The following is a 24,122-nucleotide window of genomic DNA, read 5'->3' on the forward strand; positions in this document are numbered from 1 at the left end:
GTACTCACCCTCTCGGGCTTTCCTCCGGGCGCTTCCCTTCGATCTTGCGTTTCCGACTCTATCAGATCTTTTCCGACCCGATTTCCTCGGTGCTTTCCAGGTTCTCGCTCTCGCGATTCCCTTTCCGGCGGCTCCGACTTTATCAGAACTTTCAGGCCGGTCTGACCGGCTGCTCATTTCTGAATAATCGGAGGGGTGCTTCTCGGAATTATGACTCCACAAGAAGCATATAGTTTCAAAGCCACCACCGGGACTGTCTGCGCAGCCCTCTAGGCAACTGTTTGAATCTACCTCCCCGCATGCTCCGTGTCAACGGCTCCTGTGGGGCGAAGAGGAGACTAGCAGCTCAGGACCCGTGCATGCACATCAGGCGGCCGTTGGAACGGCCGAGCTGCGCTCGGTCTCCTCGAGGTCGCCCGTTTCGCCGGCGCGTGCGGCACGGCCGCCCAGGACAAAGACGTATGCGAGGAAAGCCAGCTCAGCGACGACTCCGATGCCGATGCGGGCCCAGGTGGGCAGGCCCGAGGGGGTGACGAAGCCTTCGATGGCACCGGAGACGAAGAGGACCAGGGCCAGGCCGATCGCCATGGCCACGGCGGCCCGGCCCTCCTCGGCGAGAGCGGTGCGACGAGTGCGGGGACCCGGGTCGATCAGGGTCCAGCCGAGGCGCAGTCCCGTACCGGCCGCCACGAACACCGCCGTGAGTTCGAGCAAGCCGTGTGGGAGGACCAGACCCAGGAACGTGTCGAGGCGGCCGGCCGACGACATGAGACCGACGCCGACGCCCAGGTTGAGCATGTTCTCGAAGAGGATCCAGAGCACCGGCAGGCCGAGGAAGACGCCCAGGACCAGGCACATCGCCGCGGCCTGGGCGTTGTTCGTCCACACCTGGGCCGCGAAGGAGGCGGCCGGATGGCTCGAGTAGTACGTCTCGTACTCCCCGCCCGGCCGGGTGAGCTCACGCAATTGGTTCGGGGCCGCTATGGACGACTGCACCTCGGGGTGCGTGCCTATCCACCAGCCCAGGAGAATGGCGATGACGGTGGACACCAGCGCGGTCGGTACCCACCAGTGGCGCGACCGATAGACCGCGGCGGGGAAGCCGTATCCCAAAAAACGTGTGACATCGCGCCAAGAAGCGCGGCGGGTTCCCGTCACGGCGCTGCGCGCGCGTGCCACGAGTTGGCTGAGCCGCCCCGTGAGCTGCGGGTCGGGGGCGGCCGACTGGATCAGGGAAAGATGAGTCGCGGTGCGCTGGTACAGGGCGACGAGTTCGTCGGCCTCCACGCCCGAGAGGCGGCGCCGACGCCGGAGCAGGGCGTCGAGGCGGTCCCACTCGGCTCGGTGGGCGGAGACGAAGACGTCCAGGTCCATCGGGTCTGCCTGCTCCTCGGCTGCTCGTCGACTGCTGATCAGGGCTGTCAGCTTGTCGTACTGGGGCGCGATGCGCCCTCAGCTTGGCAGACTTGCGGTTCTCGGGGCAGACCAGGGGAAGGACGGCGTGCGTGAGTGAGCTGGTGACGGGCGAGGCGGTGGCGCTGGAGTTGCGCCCCGCGAGGCTGCCCAGCAGGGCCCTGGCGATATTGCTCGACCTGGTCGTGGCCATGGTCGCCTATATAGCCGTGTCCTTGGTGCTGGCGGCGTCGACGGCGTCCTTGGACGAGGCGGCCCAGATCGCGCTGTCCATCGCGACCTTCCTGCTGGTGCTGGTGGGCGGGCCCATCGCGGTGGAGACGCTCAGCCATGGTCGGTCGCTGGGGAAGCTGGCGTGCGGACTGCGCGTGGTGCGGGACGACGGCGGGCCCATCCGCTTCCGGCACGCACTGGTGCGGGGCGCCATCGGCGTGGTCGAGATCCTGCTGACCTTCGGAGTCGTCGCCTGCATCGCGTCGCTCGTGTCGGCGCGCGGGCGACGGCTCGGAGATGTGTTCGCGGGCACGCTGGTCGTACGGGAGCGGGTGCCCGTCGGGCAGACCGGCTTCGTTCCTCCGCCGCCGCCCTGGCTGGTGGGGCGCTTTTCGGCGGTCGACCTGTCGGCGGTCCCCGACGGTCTGTGGCTTGCCGTCCGTCAGTACCTGACGCGTATGCGGCAGCTTGATCCGCAGGTCTCCTGGACCATGGCGGAGCGGCTCGCGTCCGACCTTGCGGCTCGCACGGGGACTCCGGCGCCGCAGGGTGTGCCCCCGGCGGCCTATCTGGCGGCGGTGATGAACGAGCGACAGGCACGCGAGGCCCGTCGGACGTTCGGAGGCGGTCCGGCCGCGAGGGTGCCGCTTGCTGGTGGCATGCCGGTCGTGGGCGGCGTGCCGCTCCCGGGTGGGGCACCCGTCCCCGGCGGTACGCCTGTCGCGGGTGCGGCGGCGGCCGTGGGAGGCGCCGCACCTCACGGATACCCGCCCAACGGATTCCCGCCTGCCGCCGGTGTTCCCAGCAGTGATGCCTCTCCCGTCCCTCCGGCTCCTGCCGGCACGGCCTGCGTCCCCGCAGGACCGGCCGCCGGCCGACCGCCCGGCCACCGGGTTCGCACCACCGGCCTAGCTCGCGCCGAGCCGCGGCGGGGACGCGTCCCCGTCAGCCGAACACCGACGGTGGCGACTGCAGGTCCTCCAGCTCGATGCCGGGCGCCGCGAGGACCACGTCGCCCGCGATGTGCACGGTATGCCGCTCACCCGTATCCAGGGCTGTGACCTGGTATTCGTCCACGGTCAGAGGGCCATTGTCAGTGGCGTGTGTTTCGCTGTTCACCAGGGCCCAGGACTGGTCGACGGTGCGCGGGGCGAGGACCGGGTCCGTGAAGGCCACGAGGCGTACGCGGGTCGCGGCGGAGGAAGGGGTGAGGCGCAGGAGACGGGTGGTGGCGACCAGGAACGCGGGGGACGTGCCGGTGAAGGCGTGGGCGCGCACATTGCCTTCGGTGGCTTCGGTGCCGGTGGGGTCGGTTCGGACCCAGGTGACGCCGTCCAGGGCGGCGCCGCGCACCTGCCAGCCTCCCGCGTGGAGTTCGAGGCGGATGGGGCGGCCGAGGTCGTCGAGTGTGAGGTCGACGGAGCCGCTGTGGTCACCCGACGGGGTGGTCAGCCGGGACACGTAGCGCCAGCCGGAGGGGCCGGGCGCGCATTGGAAGTGTTCTTCCGCGAGGGGGGTGTGATCGTGCGGATCGTGAAGCGAATATCGGCCGCGGGGCATGGGGGTCCTGGGTCTTGACGGGCTGGTGGTCCGGTCACCTCGACGGGCCGCTCCGGTCGGTGTGACGGCCGGCCGGCCAAAGGGGCAGGCCCCCGGCACGGGGGTGCGGGGGCCTGCCTCGAAGGACCTGCCGCCGAGAGAAGCGCGTCAGTGCACGGACGGGCTCCTCCGGCGAGCGGGACTGCCGACTCAGTAGCGGTAGTGGTCCGACTTGTACGGGCCGTCGACTTCCACGCCGATGTACGCGGCCTGCTCCGGGCGCAGCACGGTGAGTTTGACGCCGAGGGCGTCGAGGTGGAGGCGGGCGACCTTCTCGTCGAGGTGCTTGGGCAGCGTGTAGACGCCGGTCGGGTACTCGGACTGCTTGGTGAACAGCTCGATCTGGGCCAGGGTCTGGTCCGCGAAGGAGTTGGACATCACGAACGAGGGGTGGCCGGTGGCGTTGCCCAGGTTGAGCAGCCGGCCCTCGGACAGCACGATGATGACCTTGCCGTCGGGGAAGGTCCAGGTGTGGACCTGCGGCTTGACCTCGTCCTTGACGATGCCCGGGACCCTGGCCAGGCCGGCCATGTCGATCTCGTTGTCGAAGTGACCGATGTTCCCGACGATGGCCTGGTGCTTCATCTGGGCCATGTCGGAGGCCATGATGATGTCCTTGTTGCCGGTCGTGGTGACGAAGATGTCGGCCTTGTCGACGACCTCGTCCAGGGTGGTGACCTGGTAGCCGTCCATCGCCGCCTGCAGCGCGCAGATCGGGTCGATCTCCGTGATGATCACCCGGGCGCCCTGGCCGCGCAGCGACTCCGCGCAGCCCTTGCCCACGTCGCCGTACCCGCACACGACCGCCGTCTTGCCGCCGATCAGGGTGTCGGTGGCGCGGTTGATGCCGTCGACCAGGGAGTGCCGGCAGCCGTACTTGTTGTCGAACTTCGACTTCGTCACCGCGTCGTTGACGTTGATCGCCGGGAACAGCAGGACACCGTCGCGCTGCATCTCGTACAGGCGGTGCACACCCGTCGTGGTCTCCTCCGTCACCCCACGGATCTCGGAGGACAGCTGGGTCCACTTCTGGGAGTTCTCGCCCAGGGTGCGGTGGAGCAGCTGGAGGATGACACGGTGCTCGTCGGACTCGGCGGTCTCCAGGGCGGGGACCTTGCCGTCCTTCTCGTACTCGACGCCCTTGTGGACGAGGAGGGTGGCGTCACCGCCGTCGTCCAGGATCATGTTCGGGCCGCCGGTGGGGCTGTCCGGCCAGGTCAGCGCCTGCTCCGTGCACCACCAGTACTCCTCCAAGGTCTCGCCCTTCCAGGCGAAGACCGGGACGCCCTGGGGGTTGTCGGGCGTGCCGTTCGGGCCGACGGCGATGGCGGCCGCGGCGTGGTCCTGGGTGGAGAAGATGTTGCAGGAGGCCCAGCGGACCCGCGCGCCCAGGGCGACCAGGGTCTCGATGAGCACGGCTGTCTGCACGGTCATGTGCAGGGAGCCGGTGACACGGGCGCCGGCGAGGGGCTGGGCCTCGGCGTACTCCTTGCGAATCGCCATCAGGCCCGGCATCTCGTGCTCGGCGAGGGTGATCTCCTTGCGGCCGAACTCGGCCAGGGAGAGGTCGGCGACCTTGAAGTCCTGTCGGTTCTCGACAGTCGTCATTGCGAGCTGCTCCTCGGGGTTGGGTCGAGGTGGTTACGGCTGGTCTGCGCGACGGCGGACACAAGGGTGCCCGAAAGGAGGACACAGGCATGCCCACGTGCGCGCAGCGCAGTCCGTCGGAGGCCCTCTCTCCCTCGGTCGGTCCGCTGTGGGACCGCCCGACCGCCATCAGCAGCGACGTCTGGCTCCGTCCCAAGCTACACCGGAGGGCCCCGACGTCCCCAGTCCGCCTTCGAACACATCGCGCCGATCACGGGATGTGATCGGCGGCCCCCGCGGCCTGCCGTGTTCGCAGGGCCCGCTATCCTCCCGGCCGCGGATGGGCCGCACGGGAAGGATGCGATGGCAGGCAAGGGGCGGGGACTTGGGGTCGCGGCGCTCGTGGTGGGGGTGCTGGGAGTGGTGTTGGCCGTGGGCACCTACGCGTACGGAAAGAAGATGTTCGGGGTGTCCACCGTGTCCGGCGAGAGCATGTCGCCGACCTACACACCGGGTGACCGGATCGTCTGGGAGCGTGTCGGCGGGAGCGAGGTACGGCGCGGTGACGTTGTCGCGTTCTCGGCGCCGGAGCGCTATGGGCCCGGCGTGGTCGTGGTGGAGCGGGTCATCGGGGTGGGCGGCGACCGCGTGGTGTGCTGCACGACCGTGGGGTCGCAGGTGCGGGTCACCGTGAACGGGAGGCCCGTCGAGGAGCCGTACGTGGACCAAGGCGACGCCGACGGGATGCATGTGCCGTACGACGTGAAGGTTCCCGACGGGCGGCTGTTCCTGCTGGGGGACCACCGGGCGGCCGCTAGGGACTCGCGCGCCTTCGCCTCGGATCACGGCGGGACGATCCCGGTGGACGCGGTGCGGGGCCGGGTGACGGACGACCGTACGGGCCCCGTTCTGTTCGGTACGGCCTTGCTCTTCGGGGGTGTCCTGGTCCTGATCGGCGTCGGGCTGGGGATCGGGGCCTGGGCGGTACGGCGCAGGGCGCGGAGGCTGGTGCCACCGCGCCCGCCGTGGCCGGTGCAGCAGGTCTGACGACTGCGCGACGAACTCAGTGACCGGCCGCGTGCGGTGTCGGGCCGCCCGGGGTCGCCTCCGGGTCCGGGCCCTTGGCCGCCTCGGCCTGGCTGTAGATGTCGGGCTCGAGGTAGATCACGCGGGCGATCGGCACGGCCGCGCGGATACGGGCCTCGGCGGCGTCGATCGCGCCCGCGACCTCGGCGGCCGTGTCGTCGTGCCGGACGGCGACCTTGGCGGCGATCAGCAGCTCCTCGGGGCCGAGGTGGAGCGTGCGCATGTGGATGATGCCGGTGACCGTGTCGCCGTCGACCATCGCGGACTCGATCTGCTTGACCACGTCGAGACCCGCGGCCTCGCCGAGCAGCAGGGACTTGGTCTCGGCGGCCAGGACGAGGGCGATCAGGACGAGCAGGACGCCGATGCAGACGGTGCCGATGCCGTCCCAGACGCCGTCGCCGGTGATCAGCGCCAGGCCGACACCGCCGAGGGCGAGGACCAGGCCGATCAGCGCGCCGAAGTCCTCCAGGAGGACGACCGGCAGCTCGGGGGCCTTGGCGCGGCGGATGAACTGCGACCAGGAGAGCCTGCCGCGCAGCTCGTTGGACTCCTTGATGGCCGTGCGGAAGGAGAAGCCCTCGGCGATGATCGCGAAGACGAGGACGCCCACCGGCCAGTACCAGTGCTCGACCTCGTGCGGGTGGGTGATCTTCTCGTAGCCCTCGTAGATGGCGAACATGCCGCCGACGGAGAAGAGAACGATCGAGACCAGGAAGGCGTAGATGTAGCGTTCGCGGCCGTAGCCGAAGGGGTGCTGGGGGGTCGCCTCGCGCTGGGCCTTCTTGCCGCCGATGAGCAGCAGGAACTGGTTGCCGGAGTCGGCCATCGAGTGCACGCCCTCGGCGAGCATCGACGACGAACCGCTGAACGCGAACGCCACGAACTTCGATGCCGCGATCGCGAGGTTGGCGCCGAGTGCCGCCACGATCGCTTTGGTGCCGCCTGACGCGCTCATGTGTCCGCGTTGTCCCTTCGCCTTCGTCCGTCTGCGCCGGCCAGGGCCCTGCCCTTCGCCTTTGCCCGTCCTTTGCCGGTGGGCCATTGTTGCAGCCCCGCCCACCGGCAGCGCGTCAGGTATCCACAGGCGCGATCAGACAATCACAGTGGCACGGAAGACGGTGCCCGCCCCGGACGCTTCGGCCTCCTCGCCCGCCGCCACGAAGACCGACTGGCCCGGGCCCAGTTCGTGCTCGCCCACCCGTACGGCACCGGCCGTGCAGAGCAGGATCTGCGGGGTCGGGAGGGTGAGGTCGTGGGCGGTGCCGGCCTCGGGGAGGACGTAGCGGGACAGCCGGAACTCGTCGATGGGGGTCTCGTAGACCTCCTCGCCGTCGGGGGCCGCCTCCGGGCGCAGGACGCCGGCGTCGCGCGGCTCGAAGCGGACGACGCGCAGGAGCTCGGGGACGTCGACGTGCTTGGGGGTCAGGCCGCAGCGCAGGACGTTGTCGGAGTTGGCCATGATCTCGACGCCGAGGCCGCTCAGGTAGGCGTGCGGGATGCCGGCGCCGAGGAAGAGGGCCTCGCCGGGCTGGAGCCGGACATGGTTGAGCAGCATCGCGGCGATGACGCCCGGGTCGCCCGGGTAGTGGTGGGCGAGGTCGGCGTAGGGCGCGTGGTCGCCGCCGAGGCGGGAGCAGGCGGCCGTGGTCTCGTCGACCGTGTGGGCCATCTCCGCGGGGTCGGCGGTGAGGATCGCGGTGAGCACCTCGCGCAGCGCCGCCTCCTCGGGGTGGGCGTGCAGCAGGTCGACGTACGGCTTGAGGGAGTCGACGCCGAGGCCGTCGAGCAGCTCGGCTGCGCGCAGCGGGTCGCGGAAACCGCACAGGCCGTCGAACTCGGTGAGCGCGCAGATCAGTTCGGGCTTGTGGTTGGCGTCCTTGTAGTTGCGGTGCGGGGCGTCCACCGGGACGCCCCGGCGCTCCTCGTCGGCGTACCCCTCCTTGGCCTGCTCCAGGTTCGGGTGCACCTGGAGGGAGAGCGGGGCCCCGGCCGCGAGGATCTTCAGCAGGAAGGGCAGGCGCGGGCCGAACTTCGCGACCGCGCGCGGGCCGAGCTCGTTCTCCGGGTTGGCGTCGATGACCTCGACGAGCGTGCCGCGCGCGGTGCGCGAGGGTGCGCCCGGGTGCGCGCCCATCCACATCTCCGCCTGCGGTTCGCCGGTCGGCTCCACGCCGAGCAGCTTCGGGATGGCGGTGGTGGAACCCCAGGCGTAGGGGCGGACGGTGTTGTCGAGGCGGTCCATCAACGTCTCTGTTTCTTCTCTGCTCAGGGGTCGTCGCCGCTCGGTCGTCGACGCGGCCCGGTCGTCGTCGCGCGTACGGCGGGTCAGGGCTTCGGGGTCAAGATCAGGCCCTTGAAGCGAGCGCCAGGTAAACGGCGGCGAAATCCGTGACGGCGATCAGTTCCGCGAGGGCCTCGATTTCGTCACCCGGCTCCGGTTCCAGCTCACTGATCGGCGTGTCATGGCTGAGCGCCAGGTCACGGGCGGCCGGAGCGGCGGTGAGGCCGCCGATCGGGCGGTCGCGGAGCAGCACCACGCGCGCGTGCAGCGCGGGGGTCTCCTCCACCCGGTCCCGGAAGAAGTCGTCGGGGTCGGCGCTGGCGGCCAGTGGTCCGGCGAGCAGGGCGCTGTGCGCGGCGAGTGCCTCGGGGAGTTCCTCGACCAGGGCGGGGCGTCCGGCGAGTTCGGCGAGCGCGGCGGAGAAACGGCGGCCCGCCGGACCGGCCGAGTTGCCCTCCGTCCAGATCACCGGGAGCGCGTCGGCGAGTTCGGCGGCAAGGGTCTTGGCGGGGTTGCTGTAGGTGGCGATGGCCGGGCCGCAGCGCTCGGCGATCTGGTCGAGCCGGTCGGCGACGTGTTCCAGGGCCTCTGGCGGGGCGCTGAGCAGGCCGATGCGGTCGAGGAGGGCGAGCAGCGGGGTGAGCAGGGCCCACAGGACGCCAGGGGAGGACGCGGCGAGGGGTTCGTCGTGGTCGTACGGTGCTGTGGCCATCGGGAAGAACATGCCGTGCGCGCCGGTGACCGCCTCGTGGAGGGGGGTGTGCCCAGGGGCGACGGCGGCGACCGAGCAGCCGCGGCGGTAGGCCTGCTCGGCGAGCAGCGAGAGGCTGGGTTCGGTGCCGTCCGGGGTCGCAATCAGCAGCAGGTCGACGGAGCCGGCCCAGCCGGGGAGCTCCCAGCGCAGGGCGCCGGCCGCGGGGGCGACGCCGGTGGGGGCCAGACGGGTGACGGGGCTGCCCGCGCCGGCGAGTGTGCCGAGGAGGTCGGCCGCATGGGTGGCGGCGGCGCCGGGGCCGGCGATCAGGACGGCGCGGGGGCGGCCGTCCGGCTTGAGGTCGTTGATGCCCGCCTCGACGGCGTGCCGGGCCGCGGTGCGGACGCGGGCGCCTGCCTCCGCGGCACCGCGCAGAAGGCCTCGTTGGTCGGCCTCGGCGAGGCCCTCCGGGGTGTCGAGCAGCGATTCGTCGAGCATGGGCGGCAGCCTCCGGTCGCCGGGGTCCTGAGAGGGGCGGCTCGTCTGTATGAGGGGCGCGTGCGCGGGTGTCTGCGCGCGGGGCCCGGCTGTGGGCGGTGGCGGGGCCCGTGGCTACGGCGGGCCCCCGGCGTCACGCCGGGCGGCGGGCCTCGTCCACCAGGAGGACGGGGATCCCGTCACGGACGGGGTACGCCAGGCCGCAGTCCTGACCGGTGCAGATCAGCTCGGTGTCCTGCTCCCGCAGTGGGGCGTGACAGGCCGGGCAGGCGAGGATCTCCAGGAGGCCGGCTTCGAGCGGCATGGGGTGTCCCTTCGGGCAGGTGCGAATGTGCACTGATGTGCCTGGTCAGGGTACCGCCGTGAGGCGCCGGGCGGAGTGGGTTGGATTCACCAACCCACTTCCCCGGCCCGTACGGCGGGAAGATCGCCGAGGTCAGCCCCGGATGATCGCCAGCGCCTCGTCCCTCACCTTGGCCATCGTCGCCTCGTCGCGGGCCTCGGCATTCAGCCGGAGCAGCGGCTCGGTGTTGGAGGGGCGGACGTTGAACCACCAGTCGGCGGCGGAGACGGTGAGGCCGTCGAGGTCGTCGAGGGTGATGTCGTCGCGGCCCTCGTACGCGGAGCGGATCGCGGCGATGCGGGAGGCCTGGTCGTCGACCGTGGAGTTGATCTCCCCGGAGCCGGCGTAGCGGTCGTACTGGGAGACCAGCGCGGAAAGGGGGCCGTCCTGGCCGCCGAGGGCCGCGAGGACGTGGAGGGCCGCGAGCATGCCCGTGTCGGCGTTCCAGAAGTCCTTGAAGTAGTAGTGGGCGGAGTGCTCGCCACCGAAGATCGCGCCCGTCCGCGCCATCTCGGCCTTGATGAAGGAGTGGCCGACGCGGGTACGGGCCGGTGTGCCGCCGTTCTCCCGGACCACCTCGGGGACGGACCACGACGTGATCAGGTTGTGGATGATCGTGCCCGCGCCGCCGTTCTTGGCCAGCTCGCGCGCGGCCACCAGGGCGGTGATCGCCGACGGGGACACCGGGTCGCCGTTCTCGTCGACGACGAAGCAGCGGTCGGCGTCGCCGTCGAAGGCGATGCCGAGGTCGGCGCCCTCCTCGCGGACGCGCTTCTGGAGGTCGACGATGTTGGCGGGGTCGAGGGGGTTGGCCTCGTGGTTCGGGAACGTGCCGTCCAGTTCGAAGTACATCGGGACGAGGGTCAGGGGCAGGCCGGCGAAGACCGTGGGCACCGTGTGGCCGCCCATGCCGTTGCCCGCGTCGACGACGACCTTCAGGGGGCGGATCGCGGTCAGGTCGACGAGGGAGCGGAGGTACGCCGCGTAATCCTCCAACGTGTCGCGCCGGGTGATCGTTCCCGGCGTCGGGGCCGCTTCCGGGGCGCCCGACTCGAGCCATCGCTCGGCCAGTTCGCGGATCTCGGCGAGGCCCGTGTCCTGGCCGACCGGGGCCGCGCCCGCGCGGCACATCTTGATGCCGTTGTACTGCGCCGGGTTGTGCGAGGCCGTGAACATCGCGCCGGGGAGGTTCAGGGCGCCCGAGGCGTAGTACAGCTGGTCCGTCGAGCAGAGGCCGATCTCCGTGACGTCCGCGCCGCAGGCGGCCGCGCCGCGCGCGAAGGCGCGGGACAGGCCGGGCGACGACGGGCGCATGTCGTGGCCGATCACGATCGCGTCCGCGGCGGTCACCTGGACGAAGGCGGCGCCGAAGAGTTCGGCCAGCGTCTCGTCCCACTGGTCCGGGACCACCCCGCGTACGTCGTACGCCTTCACGATCTGCGACAGATCAGCAGCCACGGCCAACCCTCCTGAAAGTTCCATCGGTCGCCCCAAACTACCCGTCCCGGGTAAGGCTCCGATGTGGGAACGCCCAGGGGACCCCCAGACGTAACCTCAGGTCAGGCCGTCGCACCTCACGTCGGGCCGAAACCGGTCGGCGCAACACGCGTGCGAGGACGGCTCAGTTGTCCGGGGAGCGCAGCACCCGCAGATGGCCGCGGCGGGCGACCTCCATCGGGTCCGCCGTGCGCGCGCCTGCGCCGCCGGCCTCGGCCGCGCGCTCCTGGGGGCGGGCCGCCTCGCGCACGGCGTTGGCGAGGGCTTCCAGGTCGTCCCCGGTGGGGCGGGCGGGCACGGAGCCGTCGAGGAGTCGTACGACCTCCCAGCCGCGCGGGGCGGTGAGGCGCTCGGAGTGGTCGGCGCACAGGTCGTAGCAGTGGGGTTCGGCGTAGGTGGCGAGCGGGCCGAGGACCGCGGTCGAGTCGGCGTAGACGTACGTCAGCGTCGCGACGGCGGGTCGGCCGCAAGCGGTGCGCGAACAGCGACGTACAGGGCTCACGACGTTGGACGGTACCGCACTCTTGAGCGGGCCGCGACGACTCTCCACCAGGTCACTCCACCGTGTCGTGCTGTGAGACGCCCCACACACCCCTCTGAAGACGCCCAGCTGACCTGCGGGGACGGACCACTCCGGCGTCATGGACGGGTCCCCATCCGGTCATGGGTAGGCACAAACAGCGTCAAATGCCTTGAGCTCGACGGTCTGGGAGAGATACGGAAACGAGCCCAACCTTGGCTGGAATGGTCATGTGGAGACAAGCCGTACGGGTGGCCGGTTGCCGTCCGGACGGCGGCCCTCTTGCCGCGTGGAGGCGGGGCGGCCGGACCGTGCGGGGACTACGCTTCACCAGTGATGGACAACCGTGTACCGCCCCGTGCCGCCGGCCCCGGGCCCCGTCGTCGTGATCGCCACGGTCGGGGCATGCGCGGGCCGATCGCGCCACCCCAGGTGCCGCTGGCGGCGAGCCGTGCCGAGGCGTTCGCGGACCTGGTGCAGGACTCCGTGGAGCGACTCGAGCGGCGGTGGCCGCAGCTCGCCGACATCGATTTTCTGGTGCTCGAGGTGCCCCGGCTGGACGGGCGGCCCGGAGAGGGCTGGAGCGACGACGCGGTGCCGCTCGGCGGGACGATCCCGGCGCGCGAGGGACGCCGGGCCCGGGTCGTGGTCTACCGGCGGCCGGTGGAGATCCGGACCAAGGGGCGGGACGAGCGGGCCGCGCTGGTGCACGAGGTGGTCGTGGAACAGGTGGCGGAGCTGCTGGGGCTGACCCCGGAGACGGTGGACCCCCGCTACGGCGAGGACTGAGCGAGCCGGGGCCCGCCGGACACCCCGACGAACCGGACACCCGACGACCCCCGGTCGGACCGCTACTTCTGCAGCACCGACAGATCCTGGTCCGCCTCCGGTACGGCCACCGTCCCCCGGTCGTCCGGGAGGGTCTGCACGGTGAAGCCGGGGACGCCCTCCTCCGTGGCCGCCAAGGTGCGGGCGCCGTAGACCGGACCGCCGGACAAGGGCTCCACCGTCAGCGCGTACGTGCCCTTCAGGCCGGCCGGGACCGGGGCGTCGACGTCCTGGGTGGTGCCCGCCTTGATCGTGTACGTCTTCGTCACCGGCGTGCCGCCACCGCTGCCCGCCGATGCCGTGACCTTGACCTTCGCGGCGGCGGTGGGCGCGATGAGGGACAGCGTCGTGCCCTTGCCGCTGTTGTCGGCGGACGTCGCGCGCGTGCCGACCGGGCTGGTGGCGGGGATGAATGCCGTCTCCTGCTTGTCGCCCTTGCCCCGGGTGACCCGGAGGGCGGCGACCACCGGGACCGACCTGTCCGTCGGGGTCAGGACCACGGAGCCCGCCTCACCGCGCGTGACGTCGCCCAGGTCGATCGCCGACGTCATGCCCGACTTCACATGCAGGGTCTCGTTCCCGGCGGGAGTGATCAGGCCGTCGGGAGAGGCGAGGCGCACCTTCAGGTCGGCGTCGGCGTCGCCGGGGGTGAAGGCGATCAGGCGCACGGAGGTGGCGTCCTTCGGGATGCCGGGCAGGACCAGGGTGCCCGCCGGGTCGGCGGACGCGGCCAGCCAGTCACCGCCGATCTTGTCGTCCAGGGCCTGCACGGCCGCGGCGACCCGTCCGCTGCGCACGCTGACGTGCACCGTCAGGTTGGTCTGCCGCTCGTCGCTGAGCGTGGACAGCAGGACCGGCTCGCTGGAGTGCGGCTGGACCGTGATGCCCTCCCCGACCGTGGACTTGATCGCGCCGTCCTTGCCGTAGAGCTCGATGTCGACGACGGCCGGGCCGTCGTCGGGGTTGGTGAGGTGCACATAGTCGGTGCGCTCGGCGGCGGTGCTGGCGCCGGGGAACCAGAACTCGGTGTCCGGGGCCGTGCAGTTGACGCCCTGGAGTCCGCGTCCGTTGCCCGCCGCGACCTCGGTGGTCTCCTGGACGGTCCAGCCCGGCGCGAACCTCCCGTCCGCGGCTCCGATGAGCGCGGGCGAGTCGGCGCCGGAGGTGTCACCGGTGACCGGGGTGCCGGGCTGCTTGGGGGTCAGGACGGCGCTGGTGGTCTTCTTCTTGTCCTTGCCCTTGGCGGAGCCGCTCGTCCCGTCCGCCGACTCCTCCGTGGCCGAGCGGAGTTCGGCCTTGCCGCCGCTCGCCGTGCCCTTGGTGACGGGGGTGAAGGACGTGTACGAGGTCTCGGCGATGTCGGAGATGCTCGGGGCCGGGCACAGCAGGCTCGTGCGCTCCACGGGCAGCTGGGCCGCCGCCTGGACTGTCGGCGCGCCGGGCGCGTCCGGCGTCTTGAGCGCGGCGAACCCGGTGACGGCGGCCAGCGCGGCGGTGCCGGCGATCAGGGACAGGGTGGTGCGCTTCACTGCTGGCTCCCGTCGGGGCGCTCACTGTCGGTGGTGCCGTGGGGGTGGGGCTGCGACGGGTCATAGGCCTGGTCGTAGCCCTGCTGGTACGTCGGGTCGTACGGCATCTGTCCGCCCTGTCCGCCGTACGCGTACGGGTCGTACTGGCCGCTCTGGTACGGGTCGGCCTGGTACGCCTGCTGGTCGTAGCCACCCGTCTGGTACTGCCCGGCGCCCTGGTACTGGTCGCCGTAGGCGGGGTAGCCGTCGCCCGCGTAGCCCGACGCGTCCCAGTCGCCGTAGGACTGCTGGTGCGGGACGGCGGCGGGAGCCTCCTCCTGAGGAGGAGGCACGCTGCCGGGGTCGGACTCGTCCGCGTCGGCGGTCTCCGCGGCCTCGGCCTGGGCCCGCAGACGGCGGGCGCGACGGCCCTCACCGGCGGGGGCCTGGGCGGGGACGGCGGTCTCCTCCTCGGGAAGGTCGTCGTCGATGTTGCGGCGGCGGCCCGGCAGGGCGAGCACGACGAGGACGACGGCGAGTGAGCCCTGGGCCCACAGCCAGCCGGTGTGGCCGACGGGGGCGTCGTAGGTGACGTCCAGCCGTCCCCCGGTGGAGGGGAGTTCGAAGCCCTGGGCCCAGCCGTCGACCGTGGTGCGGATGAGCGGCCTGCCGTCCAGGGTGGCGGTCCAGCCCTCGGCGGCGGAGTCGGCCAGGCGCAGGACACGGCCGTCGGCGCCGGTCGGGATCGTGGTGTGGATCTCGACGGGTCCGGCGGCGACCGGCTGTGCGGTGCCCGAGCCCGAGGCGGGCACGATCGCGGCCCGTGAGACCTGCTGGTCGACGCGCCACAGCGCGCTGCCGCTCTGCTGGCTGAGCCGGGTCAGGCCGGGCGTGGCGTCCAGGACGCGGGTGACCTCGCGGGGCGCGCCGTTGTGGACCAGGACGTAGCGCACGGCGAAGCCGCCGAGCTGGTTCGCCTGGTCGGCGCCGGAGCCGGCGACGAGGTTGCCGACGACCTTGTCGAGCCTGCCGTTCTCACCGTCGGTCGCGGCCAGTTCGGCATCACCCATGCGGGCACCGGAGCCGCGGACCAGGGTGTAGCGGACGCGGGCGGTGGAGTCGCTGTCGAGGACCAGGGTGCGGGCCTGGTCGCGGGTGCCGCTCTCCTCGGCGACGAACGCGGGCACCTGCACCGGGTCGCGTCGCTGCACGGGACCGTCGGCGCCGCCGATCATCCAGCCGGCGGCGACGAGCAGCGGGCCCGCGGCCGAGGCGAGCGCGATCAGCGCGGCGACCGGCTGGCGCCAGCCGAAGTTCTGCTCGGCCACGCGTGCGCGTGCCCCGTCGGCGCCGAGCGCGGCGGCGGCCAGCAGCGCGATGCCGTAGACGAGGGTCGCGGGTCCGGCCCAGGTGGAGCTGTTGGACAGGGCCGCGAAGACGAGGCCCACCAGCGCGACCGTCCAGGCCGTGCGGATTCCCAGCTGTCGCTCGGAGCGCATCAGGGCGGCCAGCGCGGCCAGGACGATGCCGAGGAGCATCAGCCCGTTCACGGTGCCAGGGCCGCCCGGGCTGGCGCCGAGCAGGTCGAGGGCGGAGGCGGCCGAGGAGCCGTACTCCAGTCCGGCCTCCTTGAAGAAGCCGAACGGGAGCAGCGTCAGCGACCAGGGCGCGAGGACCAGCAGCGGGGTGCCCAGCTGGACCAGGAAGCGCAGGCTGTGGGCGATGGGGTCGCGGCGGCGCACGGCCAGTACGCCGATGCCCAGGACCAGTGCGATCGGCCACACGATCGGTGTGAAGGCGGTGGCCAGGGTCAGCAGCAGCGCGTACGCCCAGGTGGCGCGCCAACTGCCGCGTGCACCCGAGGAGTTGGCCAGTCCGGCCGCGGCGGTGCCCGCGCGGGCGAGGAGCGGCAGCAGGACGGCGAGGACGGCGGTGCCGATGCGGCCACCGGCCAGGGCGCCGGTGGCGGCGGGCAGGAAGGCGTAGGCGACGGCCGCCCACGCGCGCAGCAGGCGGGACTCGACGAGCGGGCGGGAGGCGAAGTAGGCGGTGAACCCGGCCAGCGGCACCGAGCCGACGAGCAGGACCGTGACCGCGAGGCCGGTCGAGCCGAACAGCGTGGAGGCCAGCATCGCGACGAGGGCGAGGTAGGGCGGCGCGGCAGGGGTGCCGCCCGCGCCCACCGGGTGCCAGGCGTCCAGGTAGCGGGACCACAGCTCCTCGGAGTCGCCCGGGGCGGGCAGCAGGGCACCGCCCGCGAGCGCGCCGCCGCCCAGGAGCGCGCGGCAGGCGATGAGCGAGACGAGCAGCAGCACCAGGAAGAGCACCGGGCCGGGCTTGCGGGCGATGCGCTTGACGCGGGCGAACTGCTCGACCTCCAGGAAGTCGGCGTCGTCGCCGCCGGGCCCGGACTCGACCGCGCCGCCGTGCCGTCCGGCCGAGGAGGCCTCGGTGTCGGAGCCGCCGAAGAAGTCGCCGGCGACCTGCTCCACGGTGGCCCGCACGGTCGCGCCCGGTGGCGGGAACAGCGCCCGCAGCTCGCCCTTGTCGATCTGCGGACGGCCGCGCCTGCGCCGTCCGGCGATGATCCGCTCGGGCCGCAACAGGGTGCCCAGGAGGCCGCGGATCTCGTCGACGGCCTGTCCGGGGACCTTGCCGACGAGGTAGGCGACGGTCCTCATGAAGGTGCCGAGCGCCACGCGCAGCAGCACCCAGGGCAGCAACCCCGTGCGCGTGTTGACGAGGAGGGTGTAGACGGCGCCCGCCTTGTCGACCTTGTGCGGGGACGCGGCGGTGCGGCCCAGGCAGTCGACGGTGCGGCGCTCGCGGGAGGCGGCCTCGGCGTGCCGTACGACGGCATCGGGGGCGATGAGGACGCGGTGGCCGGCCGAGTGTGCGCGCCAGCACAGGTCGACGTCGTCGCGCATCAGGGGCAGCCGACGGTCGAAGCCGCCGAGTTCCTCGAAGACGTCGCGCCGGATCAGCATGCCGGCGGTGGACACCGACAGCACGGGCCGTACGTGGTCGTGCTGGCCCTGGTCCTGTTCGCGGCGGTCGAGGCCGGTCCAGCGGCGGCCGGAGTTGGCGATGGTGACGCCGACCTCCAGGAGCTGGCGGCGGTCGTACCAGCCGCGCAGCTTGGGGCCCACGACGGCCACGTCGTCGCGGCCGAGCTCCATCTCGTTGTCGACGACGCGCAGCAGCTGGGCGAGGGCGTCGGGGTCGGGGGCGCAGTCGTCGTGCAGCAGCCACAGCCACTGGATCGGCTCGCCGTGCGGGAGCTCGGGCAGGTCGTAGGCGTCGTCGCGCCAGGTGCGCGTGACGGGGTCCCAGCCGCTGGGCCGCTTGAGATACGGCAGCTCGTCCGGGGTGAGCACGGGGGCGCTGCGGTTGGCCTCCTCGACGGCCTGGCCGAAGCCGGTGCGCCGGGCGAGGTGGAGCACACGGTCGGCGCCGAGGGCGTCGGTGACCAGCCGGGCGGAGTCGTCCGCGCTGCCGGTGTCGGCCGCGACGGCGTACTGAACGGGGCGCTCCTGGCCGAGCAGCCCGGCGAGCGCGTCGGGCAGCCAGCGGGCGCCGTCGTGGGAGACGAGGACCGCGGTCACCACATGACGCGGAGACTCGGGCTGGTGGGCCGGGTCAAACACTGCGGTGGCAGCGTCGTGTTGGGCTGCCGTTTGGCTGTGCACGGACATCGAGGTACGGGCCCCGGTTCGATGGACTGCGGTGGACGCCTGTGCCCCGAGGGGGCGGCGGGGCGTCTCGGACGAGCGACCACACTATCGGCTGGGCAGGAAGACGGCCCGCCGCCTGTGGATAACCCACCGGCGACGGGCCGTTCGTGACGCGTACGAGACGTGTACAGGTGAAGGAATCTGTGCGGTCTTCTCAGACGGCGGCCTTCTTCAGCCGGCGGCGCTCCCGTTCGGACAGACCGCCCCAGATCCCGAAGCGCTCGTCGTTGGCCAGGGCGTACTCGAGGCACTCGGAGCGCACCTCGCAGGCGAGGCAGACCTTTTTGGCCTCTCTGGTCGAGCCGCCCTTCTCGGGGAAGAAGGACTCGGGGTCGGTCTGGGCGCACAGTGCGCGCTCCTGCCAGCCGAGTTCCTCGTCCGCGTCGTCGACCAGCAGTTGCTGCACCAGCTCGGTCATGTGCGCCCCTCGTCTGTCTTTCGCGTCCCCGTGATGTAGCCGTTACCGGTCCCCGGCTGAACGACACGAGTGAAATTACAAGTGTGCTGCTCCGGGCGAGTCAAGCCGGGATCTGCTATTGGGCCCGTTATTCACTCTGCGGAACCAAGGCCATGCGGAAAGTGTTCAAATCGCCATAAACCTTGACACGCAGATATGGCCCGGGAGGGACGCCGACCCCACACAGACACTTGTACGGAGAAGGACGCCCAGAAGTTCGATCGCGTTCCGACGGGACTCATGCGCCCGGTTGTGCGCGATGTGTCCGGGTGTCCCGCAGAACAAACCCTTCACCCTGGAGATGCACCGGATGAGGTGAAACATGTCCCACATACCGGTCGCCGAGTTGACAGTGCGGGTGTGAACCGATGTCCTTGGGGGCATGCTCGCGAACTTGGCTCCCACCTCGACCCGCACCGCCGGGTCCCACGGTGCTGCCCACGGTCGCTGTAGCTGTTGTCGCTGTTCCAGCTGTTGAGCCCAACGCGCTCCGGTTGCCCTTGAGTCCATCCCGACTCGGCTGCTGTCCCCTTCCCCGACCCTGATCCAGGGCCACCCCTTCCGTCCGTGACCCGGGCGGACGGCACGCGAGACCCCAGCCCCCACTCTTCCGCCGAGGACCCACCCCACGCCCATGAACAGCGACAACGACCTCCAGATCGCCGGCGACATCCTCGAAGTCCCGCACCTGCTGCAGCCCCCGCGCGAGCACCCGGCCACCGTCGCCGAGTTCGTCGGCCTGGCCCGCGCCATCGCCGCCGACCGCTCCCAGTGGGAGCACCTCGTCCGGTACGACGCGACGACCCGCTGGTACCACCGGCTGCGCACCGGACCCGGCTACGAGGTGTGGCTGCTTTCCTGGGTGCCGGGACAGGGCAGCGGGCTGCACGACCACGGCCGGTCCTCCGGCGTGCTGACCGTCCTGGAGGGCACGCTGACCGAGCGGACCGAGCGGGGCACGCGCGCGTTGGAGGCGGGCGCGCAGCGGGTGTTCGCGCCGGGGTATGTGCACGAGGTCGTCAACGACACGCTGGAGCCGGCGGTCAGCCTGCACGTCTACCACCCGGGCCTGACCGAGATGCCCATGCTCCCCCAGTCTCAACTTCGTTCGACCGGGGGGACCCCCATCTCCCCGCACTGCGAGGCGGGCGCGCGGCCCCGTCGGGTGACTGCCTGACGGTCGGCCGCCCGGCACTCGGCGGCCTGACACTCGGCTGCCCGACGCGTTGTCGTACCCGCCTGCCAGACTTGCTCCCATGCGCATTGTGGTTCTGGCAGGCGGCATCGGTGGTGCCCGGTTCCTGCGCGGTCTGAAGCGAGCCGTGCCGGACGCGGACGTCACGGTCATCGGCAACACCGGCGACGACATCCACCTCTTCGGGCTCAAGGTCTGCCCGGACCTCGACACGGTGATGTACACGCTCGGCGGCGGCATCAACGAGGAGCAGGGCTGGGGACGGGCCGAGGAGACCTTCCACCTCAAGGAGGAGCTCGCGGCGTACGGGGCCGGGCCCGGCTGGTTCGGGCTCGGCGACCGGGACTTCGCCACGCACATCGTGCGGACGCAGATGCTCGGCGCCGGTTATCCGCTGAGCGCGGTGACCGAGGCGCTGTGCGACCGCTGGGAGCCGGGCGTGCGGCTGATCCCGATGACCGACGACCGCGTCGAGACGCATGTCGCGGTCGAGGTCGACGGCGAGCGCAAGGCGGTCCACTTCCAGGAGTACTGGGTGCGGCTGCGGGCGTCGGTACCGGCGGAGGCGGTCGTGCCGGTCGGGGCCGAGCAGGCGAAGCCCGCGCCCGGCGTGCTGGAGGCGATCGCGGAGGCGGACGTGATCCTCTTCCCGCCGTCCAACCCCGTCGTGTCCATCGGCACGATCCTGGCCGTGCCCGGCATCCGGGAGGCGATCGCCGACGCCGGGGTGCCGGTGGTGGGCCTCTCCCCCATCGTCGGGGACGCGCCCGTGCGCGGGATGGCCGACAAGGTGCTCGCGGCGGTCGGCGTGGAGTCCACCGCGGCGGCGGTGGCCGAGCACTACGGCTCGGGGCTCCTCGACGGCTGGCTCGTCGACACCGTGGACGCCGGCTCGGTGGAGCGGATCGAGACGGCCGGCATCCGCTGCCGTGCCGTACCGCTGATGATGACCGACGCGGACGCGACCGCGCGGATGGCCCGAGAGGCGCTGACGCTGGCCGAGGAGGTGCGGGGAGCTTGAGCGAGGAAGCACCCGAGTACCGGGTCTGGGCCCTCGGCGGGATTCCCGAGGTCCAGCGGGGCGACGACCTCGGCAAGCTGATCGCCGCCGCCGAACCCGGGCTGCTCGACGGGGATGTGCTCCTCGTCACCTCCAAGATCGTGTCGAAGGCGGAGGGCCGGATCGTCGAGGCGGCCGACCGGGAGGCGGCGATAGACGCCGAGACCGTGCGGGTCGTGGCCCGGCGCGGGCCGCTGCGGATCGTCGAGAACCGGCAGGGCCTGGTCATGGCGGCCGCCGGGGTCGACGCCTCCAACACCCCTTCGGGGACGGTGCTGTTGCTGCCGGAGGATCCGGACGCGTCCGCACGGGCGATCCGGGACGGGCTGCGCGACGTCCTCGGTGTCGACGTCGGAGTCGTGATCACCGACACGTTCGGGCGACCGTGGCGCGCGGGGCTGACGGACGTCGCGATCGGCGCCGCGGGGGTGCGCGTACTGGACGATCTGCGTGGGGGCACGGACGGGTACGGCAATCCGCTCAGCGCGACGGTCGTGGCCACGGCGGACGAACTCGCCGCCGCGGGCGACCTCGTCAAGGGCAAGGCGGCCGGCCTGCCGGTCGCCGTGGTGCGCGGGCTGCCGCACATGGTGACCGGGGAGCACGGGGAAGGGGCACGGGCGATGGTGCGCGACGCGCGCGACGACATGTTCCGGCTCGGCACCTCCGAGGCGGTACGGGAGGCGGTGACCCTGCGCCGTACCGTACGGGCCTTCACCGACGAACCCGTCGACCCGGAGGCGGTACGGCGGGCGGTGGCCGCGGCGGTGACCGCGCCGGCCCCGCACCACACCACGCCGTGGCGCTTCGTCCTGCTGGAGTCAGAGGAGTCCCGGACCCAGTTGCTCGACGCCATGCGCGACGCGTGGATCGCCGACCTCACACGGGACGGCAAGACACAGGAGTCGATCGCCAAGCGGGTGCGGCGCGGGGACGTGCTGCGCAACGCGCCCTATCTGGTCGTGCCGTGTCTCGTCATGGACGGCTCGCACACCTACGGGGACGTGCGGCGGGACACGGCCGAGCGGGAGATGTTCGTGGTCGCCACGGGCGCGGGCGTGCAGAACCTCCTGGTCGCGCTGGCCGGGGAGCGGCTCGGTTCGGCCTGGGTGTCGTCGACGATGTTCTGCCGGGACGTGGTGCGCGAGGTGCTCGGGCTGCCGCGGGACTGGGATCCCATGGGGGCGGTGGCGGTCGGGCATCCGGCCGAGGTGCCGCGGCCCCGGCCGGAGCGGGAGGCGGGGGCGTTCATCGAGGTCCGGTGACCGTGCCGTACGACCGCCTGGCCTCACTAGTCTCATAGGACAGCTCCGGCAGCTCAGGGGATCCCGCTCGTGGCAGGACGTTTCGCTCCGCGGCCCACGCGTACGACCGTGCGCGGTGGGCATGTCGCCGTGCCCGCCAAGACGGGCGTGCCGCGGCAGACCGGCGGGGCCGGGCGGGTACGCAGATGGGTGCCGGAGGGCGCCCTCGATCTCGGGCTGGTGCTCGGGCCGCTGCGGCGCGGACCGGCCGACCCGACGTTCCGGGCCCTGCCGGACGGGTCCGTGTGGCGGGCCAGCCGGACGCCCCTCGGACCGGGGACGCTGCGGGTGGCGGTGTACGGCGGTGAGGTGCGCGGCGAGGCATGGGGGCCGGGAGCCGAGTGGCTGCTGGAGCGGTTGCCGGAGCTGCTGGGCGCCGCCGACGACCCCGACGCCTTCGCTCCGCGGCACCGGCTGGTGGCGCTTGCCCGGCACCGGCGGCCCGGGCTCAGACTGACGCGGACCGGCCTTGTGCTGGAGTCGCTGATTCCGTCGATTCTGGAGCAGAAGGTCACGACCGACGAGGCGTACCGGGCGTGGCGGCTGCTGGTGCGGAAGTTCGGGGAGCCGGCGCCGGGGCCCGCGGCGGGCTCACGGCTGTGGGTGATGCCCGAGCCCCGGACATGGGCGCTGATTCCGTCCTGGGAGTGGCATCGGGCCGGGGTCGACAACAAGCGGGCGTCGACGATTCTGCGTGCCGTACGGGTCGCTGCGCGACTGGAGGAGGCGGTCGGGATGGAGCCGACGGCCGCGCAGGCGCGGTTGGAGGTAGTGCCGGGGATCGGGCCCTGGACGTCGGCGGAGACCGTGCAGCGCAGTCATGGGGCGCCGGATGCGGTGACCGTCGGGGATCTTCATCTGCCGGGGATCGTGGGGTGGGCGCTGGCCGGGGATCGGTATGCGGACGACTCCGTGATGCTGGAGTTGTTGGAGCCGTATGCCGGGCAGCGGCATCGGGCGGCTCGGTTGATTCTGTTGAGCGGGAAGACGCCCGCGCGGAGGGCTCCGAAGATGCCTCGGGGGGACATCGGTCGGTTGTGAGGTGTGCGCCCGGTGCTGGTGCCGGGCGGGGGTGGGTCGCGCGGCCCGGCGCTATCGGGGTGCCGCTGCGCCCACCCGCACGAACTACTGGTCCGACGAGAAGCGGAGTGCGCCCGGTGGGATTTGGGCGTCGCACCACACCCGTACCCCCTCGCGGAGTTCGTTGTCCGGGCCCACGATCGCGCCGTCTCCGATGACCGTGCCGGTGAGGACCGAGCGTTCGCCGACGCGGGCGCGGGTGCCGATGAGGGAGTCGGTGATGACGGCGCCGGGTTCGATGACGGCGCCGGGCAGGATCGTGCTGCCGAAGACCCGCACGCCCTCCGCGACGAACGCGCCCTCGCCCACCACCGTGCCGCCGGTCAGCTTCGCGTCCGGCGCCACCCGTGCCGTCGGCAGGATCAGCCGGTCGCCGCAGCGGCCGGGGACCGCGGGGGACGGCGCCCGGCCGAGGACCAGGTCCGCCGAGCCGCGGACGAAGGCGGCGGGGGTGCCCAGGTCGAGCCAGTAGGTGGAGTCCACCAGGCCCTGGAGGTGGGCTCCGGCGGAGAGGAGGCCCGGGAACGTCTCCCGTTCCACCGACACCGGGCGGCCCGCCGGGATCGTGTCGATGACCGAGCGGCGGAAGACGTACGCCCCCGCGTTGATCTGGTCGGTGACGATCTCCTCCGGTGTCTGCGGCTTCTCGAGGAAGGCGAGGACCCTGCCCGTCTCGTCCGTGGGGACCAGGCCGTAGGCGCGGGGGTCGGTCACCTTCGTCAGATGCAGGGACACGTCCGCGCCCGTCGACTCGTGCGTGCGCACCAGCGCCCTGATGTCCAGGCCCGTCAGGATGTCGCCGTTGAACACCAGTACCGGGTCGTCGGGGCCCGAGTGGAGGTGCGCGGCCGCGTTGCGGATCGCGCCGCCCGTGCCGAGGGGCTCCTCCTCGGTGACGTACTCGATGTGCAGGCCGAGCGCGGCGCCGTCACCGAAGTACGGCTCGAACACCTCTGCCAGATAGCTCGTCGCCAGCACGATGTGCTCGACGCCGGCCGCTCTCGCGCGGGCCAACTGGTGTGTGAGGAACGGGACTCCGGCCGCCGGGACCATGGGCTTGGGCGTGTGCACCGTGAGCGGACGGAGCCGGGTGCCTTTGCCGCCGACCAGGAGGATCGCTTCTGTCACCTGTCGTCTCTGCTTCCTGCCGGGACCGGCCGAAGTGTGTTTCGGCCGGCCAGTGTATGCAGACCGTGCGACGGCGCCCTCGACGGCCACGCGG

At 72.0% G+C, this 24,122-nt stretch carries 19 protein-coding genes and 1 pseudogene; 7 read left to right on the forward strand and 13 right to left on the reverse strand.

Going from position 1 to position 24,122, the window contains the following annotated elements; translation table 11 throughout:
• Positions 1 to 366: 366 nt before the first annotated feature.
• Positions 367 to 1,374, reverse strand: coding sequence for a stage II sporulation protein M (locus N8I87_RS16095; RefSeq protein ID WP_263209418.1), 1,008 nt, complete (start codon positions 1,372 to 1,374; stop codon positions 367 to 369).
• A 131-nt stretch (positions 1,375 to 1,505) separates the two neighbouring features.
• Between N8I87_RS16095 and N8I87_RS16100 the strand changes: the two are divergent.
• Positions 1,506 to 2,538 (forward strand): annotated as a pseudogene (locus tag N8I87_RS16100) (RDD family protein).
• Positions 2,539 to 2,571: 33 nt separating this feature from the next.
• On the opposite strand, the gene N8I87_RS16105 reads toward N8I87_RS16100, so the two are convergent.
• Positions 2,572 to 3,186, reverse strand: coding sequence for a hypothetical protein (locus tag N8I87_RS16105; RefSeq protein WP_263209420.1), 615 nt, complete (start codon positions 3,184 to 3,186; stop codon positions 2,572 to 2,574).
• A 189-nt stretch (positions 3,187 to 3,375) separates the two neighbouring features.
• Positions 3,376 to 4,833, reverse strand: a complete 1,458-nt coding sequence (gene ahcY / locus N8I87_RS16110) for an adenosylhomocysteinase (protein ID WP_263209422.1) — start codon at positions 4,831 to 4,833, stop codon at positions 3,376 to 3,378.
• 342 nt (positions 4,834 to 5,175) lie between these two features.
• On the opposite strand from ahcY, the gene lepB reads away from it, so the two are divergent.
• The gene (gene lepB / locus N8I87_RS16115; RefSeq protein WP_263209424.1) at positions 5,176 to 5,859 is read left to right on the forward strand and encodes a signal peptidase I; all 684 of its coding nucleotides are present in this window, start codon (positions 5,176 to 5,178) and stop codon (positions 5,857 to 5,859) included.
• 16 nt (positions 5,860 to 5,875) lie between these two features.
• Here lepB and N8I87_RS16120 read toward each other — a convergent pair whose 3' ends face one another.
• The 6 genes from N8I87_RS16120 to N8I87_RS16145 form a co-directional block, all read right to left on the reverse strand.
• Positions 5,876 to 6,856 (reverse strand): cation diffusion facilitator family transporter, encoded by a 981-nt coding sequence (locus N8I87_RS16120; RefSeq protein ID WP_263209426.1) that lies wholly within the window; start codon positions 6,854 to 6,856, stop codon positions 5,876 to 5,878.
• A 135-nt stretch (positions 6,857 to 6,991) separates the two neighbouring features.
• Entirely contained in the window at positions 6,992 to 8,143 is a 1,152-nt protein-coding gene (manA, locus tag N8I87_RS16125; RefSeq protein ID WP_263209428.1) for a mannose-6-phosphate isomerase, class I, read from the reverse strand.
• 103 nt (positions 8,144 to 8,246) lie between these two features.
• Entirely contained in the window at positions 8,247 to 9,374 is a 1,128-nt protein-coding gene (locus N8I87_RS16130) for an SIS domain-containing protein (protein WP_263209430.1), read from the reverse strand.
• A gap of 133 nt (positions 9,375 to 9,507) precedes the next feature.
• The gene (locus N8I87_RS16135) at positions 9,508 to 9,678 is read right to left on the reverse strand and encodes a Trm112 family protein (protein WP_263209431.1); all 171 of its coding nucleotides are present in this window, start codon (positions 9,676 to 9,678) and stop codon (positions 9,508 to 9,510) included.
• Positions 9,679 to 9,810: 132 nt separating this feature from the next.
• A complete protein-coding gene (locus tag N8I87_RS16140) occupies positions 9,811 to 11,175 on the reverse strand; it encodes a phosphomannomutase/phosphoglucomutase (protein ID WP_263209433.1) in 1,365 nt (454 codons plus the stop codon).
• A gap of 163 nt (positions 11,176 to 11,338) precedes the next feature.
• Entirely contained in the window at positions 11,339 to 11,764 is a 426-nt protein-coding gene (locus N8I87_RS16145) for a DUF3499 domain-containing protein (RefSeq protein ID WP_263209435.1), read from the reverse strand.
• Between the two features lie 306 nt (positions 11,765 to 12,070).
• Between N8I87_RS16145 and N8I87_RS16150 the strand changes: the two genes are divergently transcribed.
• A complete protein-coding gene (locus N8I87_RS16150) occupies positions 12,071 to 12,523 on the forward strand; it encodes a metallopeptidase family protein (RefSeq protein ID WP_263216500.1) in 453 nt (150 codons plus the stop codon).
• Between the two features lie 62 nt (positions 12,524 to 12,585).
• Here the strand turns inward: N8I87_RS16150 and N8I87_RS16155 are convergent, their stop codons facing one another.
• The 3 genes from N8I87_RS16155 to N8I87_RS16165 form a co-directional block, all read right to left on the reverse strand.
• Entirely contained in the window at positions 12,586 to 14,091 is a 1,506-nt protein-coding gene (locus N8I87_RS16155; protein ID WP_263209437.1) for a DUF5719 family protein, read from the reverse strand.
• On the reverse strand, positions 14,088 to 17,765 hold the full coding sequence (locus N8I87_RS16160; RefSeq protein WP_263209439.1) for a glycosyltransferase family 2 protein: 3,678 nt from the start codon (positions 17,763 to 17,765) through the stop codon (positions 14,088 to 14,090). The genes N8I87_RS16155 and N8I87_RS16160 overlap by 4 nt, the downstream gene beginning before the upstream one ends.
• Positions 17,766 to 17,958: 193 nt before the next feature.
• Complete coding sequence (locus tag N8I87_RS16165; RefSeq protein WP_003975777.1) at positions 17,959 to 18,222, reverse strand: WhiB family transcriptional regulator; 264 nt, start codon at positions 18,220 to 18,222, stop codon at positions 17,959 to 17,961.
• A gap of 673 nt (positions 18,223 to 18,895) precedes the next feature.
• Between N8I87_RS16165 and N8I87_RS16170 the strand changes: the two genes are divergently transcribed.
• From N8I87_RS16170 to N8I87_RS16185, 4 genes are all read left to right on the forward strand, one after another.
• A complete protein-coding gene (locus tag N8I87_RS16170) occupies positions 18,896 to 19,438 on the forward strand; it encodes a cysteine dioxygenase (protein WP_263209464.1) in 543 nt (180 codons plus the stop codon).
• A 79-nt stretch (positions 19,439 to 19,517) separates the two neighbouring features.
• Positions 19,518 to 20,477, forward strand: a complete 960-nt coding sequence (cofD, locus tag N8I87_RS16175; RefSeq protein ID WP_263209466.1) for a 2-phospho-L-lactate transferase — start codon at positions 19,518 to 19,520, stop codon at positions 20,475 to 20,477.
• Complete coding sequence (locus N8I87_RS16180) at positions 20,474 to 21,781, forward strand: coenzyme F420-0:L-glutamate ligase (RefSeq protein ID WP_263209468.1); 1,308 nt, start codon at positions 20,474 to 20,476, stop codon at positions 21,779 to 21,781. The genes cofD and N8I87_RS16180 overlap by 4 nt, the downstream gene beginning before the upstream one ends.
• A 69-nt stretch (positions 21,782 to 21,850) precedes the next feature.
• Positions 21,851 to 22,861, forward strand: a complete 1,011-nt coding sequence (locus tag N8I87_RS16185; protein ID WP_263209470.1) for a DNA-3-methyladenine glycosylase family protein — start codon at positions 21,851 to 21,853, stop codon at positions 22,859 to 22,861.
• A gap of 84 nt (positions 22,862 to 22,945) precedes the next feature.
• Here N8I87_RS16185 and manB read toward each other — a convergent pair whose 3' ends face one another.
• On the reverse strand, positions 22,946 to 24,028 hold the full coding sequence (gene manB / locus N8I87_RS16190) for a mannose-1-phosphate guanylyltransferase (protein WP_263209472.1): 1,083 nt from the start codon (positions 24,026 to 24,028) through the stop codon (positions 22,946 to 22,948).
• Positions 24,029 to 24,122 lie beyond the last annotated feature (94 nt).

Origin of the sequence: Streptomyces sp. HUAS 15-9 (genome assembly GCF_025642155.1) — a bacterium.
Classification (GTDB): Bacteria; Actinomycetota; Actinomycetes; order Streptomycetales; family Streptomycetaceae; genus Streptomyces.